This window comes from Stenotrophomonas sp. S49 (assembly GCF_016624905.1).
Classification (GTDB): Bacteria; Pseudomonadota; Gammaproteobacteria; order Xanthomonadales; family Xanthomonadaceae; genus Stenotrophomonas.
On the sequence record NZ_JACVUD010000158.1, the window covers coordinates 1 to 3,775 of the forward strand.

Sequence of the window (3,775 nt, forward strand, 5' to 3'; positions counted from 1 at the left end):
CCCCCCCGCCCCCCCCCGGGGGGGCCCCCGGGCCCCCCCCCCCCCCCCCCGGCGGATGCTGCGCCGTCAGCGCAGCGCTTTCTTCAACGTCTCGGCATCGCCGTCGTTCGGCGCCGCCGGCACCTGCAGCAGATGCGCCAGCAGCGGGTACACATCCACGTTGTCGAACCCGTCGATCAGCAGGCCCTGCTGGAACGACGGGCCGCGCGCCACGAACACCGCGCGCATCGAGGGCAGGGCATTGTCGTAGCCATGCGAGCCGCGGTCCTGGTGGTCGCGCTTGGCGATACGCTCGGCGCGCAGTGCATCCCAGCCTTCATCCATCTGGCAGACGATGGCCGGAACGCGCGGATGGCTGCCGTAATGCCAGCGCGGCGGCAGCGCCTCCTTCTTCCAGCATTCGTAGTGTGCGTGGCGGCCCAGCAGCGCCTGTTCGGCCTGCGTTTCGCGGCCGGTCACCGGCTCGAAGCCCACCGACTGGCCCTGGCTGACGCTGCGCGCCAGTGACGGATCGACCATCGACTCGGTAGCGATCACCTGGCCTTCCGGTACCGACGCCATGCCGTGGTCAGAGACCACCACCACGTTGGTCGACGCCGCCAGCCCCTGTGCGTCCAGACCGTCGAGCACCTGGCCGATCACCTGGTCGGCCAGCACGATCGCATCGGCATACTGCTGCGAATCCGGGCCATGGTTGTGCCCGGCCTTGTCCACGTTTTCCATGTACAGCGTGGTCAGCCGCGGTGCATCGGCATCGGTCTGCGCCAGCCAGTCCAGCACGGTCTGCGCGCGTTGCTGCAGCGGCTCTTTACTGTCGTACACCTGCCAGCGGCTGGGCCGGGTGCCGTCGATCTCGGCCTCGCTGCCGGGCCAGGAGGTGGTGGCGGTGCGCACGCCCACTTTTTCCGCGCCGACCCAGATCGGTTCACCGCCCCACCAGTGGCTGTTGGTCACCGCCTCGCGGTCGCCCAGGCTGAAGCGCCCCAGCGCGGGGTCTTCCATGCTGTTGTTGACGATGCCGTGGTGGTCCGGGCGCAGGCCGGTGACCAGGGTGTAGTGGTTGGGGAAGGTCAGCGACGGGTACGACGGGGTCATCCAGCGTGCGCGCACGCCGCCATCGATGATGCGCTGCAGGTTCGGCGTCAGCCCACGATCCAGCGCATCGGCGCGCAGACCGTCGATGGAAATCAGCAGCAGCTTCGGTGGCGGCGCGTCGGCGCGCGCAACTGGCGCGGACGAAGAGGGCGTGGTCGTGCAGGCGGCCAGGGGCAGCAGCAGCGCCAGCGAACAGGTCAGGCGTACGGAAGTCATCGCGACATGATAAGCGGCGGCAATGACGTGCCCAAGACACGGCGTGCTGTCGCACGCCGTGTCCGCGCATTTTTCCTTATCCCCGCGCCTTCGGCGCGCCCCCTTCAACACGAAGGGGGCTCCTCACCAGACACACCCCGCATACCCATCCAACGTGTCGACCAAGGTCGACACCTACCAACAGCCGCGGGAACCTGTCGAAGGCGGGGCGGTGTGGGTGGGCAGGACCGCAGGCGCAATGGATGGCGCCTACGAGCCTACAGGGACGTACTTGCGGCGTGTTCTGCCCACCCACACCGCCCCGCCATCCCACGGAATGCAGGCTCTTGACGTTGACGTTGCCTCGGCGGGTGCAGTGCGCAGCCCTGCCGGCAAACCCCAACCCTTACACAAACAACGGTGCCTGCCGCTGCTCCAGCCGCAGCAGGGCCGCCTTGGTTTCCAGGCCGCCGCCGAAGCCGGTGAGCGTGCCATTGCTGCCGATCACGCGGTGGCAGGGCAGTACGATCGGCAGCGGATTACGCCCGTTGGCCGCGCCCACCGCACGGGTGGCCGTGGGCTGCCCCAGGTGCTGGGCCAGCTGCAGGTAGCTCCAGGTCTGGCCGAACGGGATGACCGCCAGCGCCTGCCACACACGCAGCTGGAACGGCGTGCCACGCGGCGCCAGCAGCAGATCGAAACGGCTGCGTTCGCCGTGCAGGTACTGCAGCAACTGTTCGCGTGCCTGCGGCAGCGCACCCTGCGCGTACTGCCAGTCGCCGCGCCCGCGTGCCGGGTGCCGGTTTTCCGGAAACAGCACATGGGCCAGGCCATGCTCGTTACCGGCAATGGTCAGCTCGCCGATCGGGCTGTCGAAACGATCGAACAACAGGGTCATGTCGGTTCTCCAACAAAGGTGCCGGACAGGTGCCACAGGTGCAGCACGGCGTAGGCGCGCCAGGGTCGCCACGCCTGCGAGCGGGCCTCGGTGGCGCGCTCGCTCAGGCGCTGGCCCTGCGCGTGGCCGAGCACCTGCTGCAGCACCAGGTCGCCGGCGGGGAAGGCATCGGGTTGGCCCAGCCCGCGCAGGGCGATGTACTGCGCCGTCCATGGGCCGATGCCGGGCAGCGCGACGCAGCGTGCAACGAATTCGTCCAGGGCCTGGCCTGGCCCGAAATCCAGCGCACCGCTGGCGCAGGCCGCGGCCAGCGCACGCACCGTGGCCGCGCGCGTGCGTGGCAGGCCGATCGATTCCAGCGGCGCTTCGGCCAGCACCTGTGGCAGCGGGAACTGGCGGTCGAATGCCGGCGGCATGCCCGGCAGGTGGGCGCCCCAGGCATCCACCAGCCGGCGCGCGAAGGTGGTGGCCGCGGCCACGCTGACCTGCTGGCCCAGTACCGCCCGCACCGCCACCTCGAAGCCATCCCAGCCGCCGGGCACGCGCAGTCCGGGGCGTTCTGCGATGCCACGGGCCAGCAGGGGCTCTTCGGCCAGGGCGGCATGCACCTGCTGCAGGTCGGCATCCAGATCGAACACCCGGCGCACCCGCCGCACGATGTCAGGGATCAGGCGGGGATCGACCGCGCCCATCTGCAGGCGCAGTTCCGGGCGCTTGGGGTCGGCCGTCACCCGCAGCAGGGTGGGGCGTTCGGGCGTGCCCAGCACGCGCTGGTAGCTGTCTTCGTCGATCAGCTCGATGCCGGGCAGGCTGCGCTTGCGCAGGAAGGCTAGCATGCGCGGGAAATCCAGCGGCGGCCGGTAGCCCAGGCGCAGCACCAGGCCATCGTCGGCGCCGACCAGCGGGGCATGCTGGCGGCGCAGCGCAGTGGGCGGCATGCCGCAGCCCTGCAGGAACGCGGTGTTGAAGCGGCGCAGGCTGTTGTAGCCGGCGGCCAGGGCGACGTCGGTCACTGGCAGCGCGGTTTCGGTCAGCAGTTGCTTGGCCAGCAGCAGGCGATGGGTGGCGTGGATCTGCGCGGGCGTGGCGCCCAGGTGTTCAACGAACAGGCGTTGCAGCTGGCGTGCGCTCAGGCCCAGGCGGTGGCCCAGTTCGGCCATGGGCTGTTCCTGCAGGAAGCCGCTGTGGATCAAGGCCAGGGCGCGCTGCACGGTCTGCCCGGCCAGCGCCTGCTGCGCCTGCGGCGCCAGTTCCGGGCGGCAGCGCAGGCAGGGCCGGTAGCCGGCAGCGGCAGCCGCGGCGGCCGTGCGGTAATAGCTGATGTTGCGCGGCTTGGGCGGCGGCGCCGGACACACCGGGCGGCAATAGATGCCGGTGCTGCGCACCGCGGTGAAAAACACACCGTCAAAGCGCGCATCGCGGGCCAGGCGGGCGCGGTCGCAGGCGGCGGTGTCGAGGGCGGGGGAGCTGTCCATGGCGCCAGTCTAGGCTGCGGTGGGGGGGCGATACTCGCCATTTTCGGACATGGATGCTGAAGGGGGGGGCGGGGGGGGGGGGGGGGGGGGGGGGGGGGGGGGGGGGGGGGGG

Annotated in this window: 3 protein-coding genes; all 3 read right to left on the reverse strand. The window is 70.8% G+C overall.

Annotation, left to right across the window (positions count from 1 at the left end; all coding sequences use genetic code 11):
- Nucleotides 1-66: 66 nt before the first annotated feature.
- The 3 genes from IAE58_RS19700 to IAE58_RS19710 all read right to left on the reverse strand — a co-directional run bounded on the left by IAE58_RS19700 (nucleotide 67) and on the right by IAE58_RS19710 (nucleotide 3,663).
- Nucleotides 67-1,311 carry an ectonucleotide pyrophosphatase/phosphodiesterase gene (locus IAE58_RS19700; RefSeq protein WP_199934778.1) on the reverse strand — a complete coding sequence of 415 codons (1,245 nt, stop codon included), beginning with the start codon at nucleotides 1,309-1,311 and terminating at the stop codon, nucleotides 67-69.
- 385 nt (nucleotides 1,312-1,696) lie between these two features.
- Nucleotides 1,697-2,188: a methylated-DNA--[protein]-cysteine S-methyltransferase gene (locus tag IAE58_RS19705; protein WP_199934779.1), complete on the reverse strand. Its 492-nt coding sequence runs from the start codon at nucleotides 2,186-2,188 to the stop codon at nucleotides 1,697-1,699.
- Nucleotides 2,185-3,663, reverse strand: a complete 1,479-nt coding sequence (locus tag IAE58_RS19710; RefSeq protein WP_199934780.1) for an AlkA N-terminal domain-containing protein — start codon at nucleotides 3,661-3,663, stop codon at nucleotides 2,185-2,187. Before IAE58_RS19710 ends, IAE58_RS19705 begins: the two co-directional genes overlap by 4 nt.
- Between the last annotated feature and the right edge of the window lie 112 nt (nucleotides 3,664-3,775).

What these genes read in the sequence shown, in the direction of transcription:
- IAE58_RS19710 (WP_199934780.1), bottom strand. Translation starts at nt 3,663, where the DNA reads ATGGACAGCTCCCCCGCCCTCGACACCGCCGCCTGCGACCGCGCCCGC.
- IAE58_RS19705 (WP_199934779.1), bottom strand. Translation starts at nt 2,188, where the DNA reads ATGACCCTGTTGTTCGATCGTTTCGACAGCCCGATCGGCGAGCTGACC.
- IAE58_RS19700 (WP_199934778.1), bottom strand. Translation starts at nt 1,311, where the DNA reads ATGACTTCCGTACGCCTGACCTGTTCGCTGGCGCTGCTGCTGCCCCTG.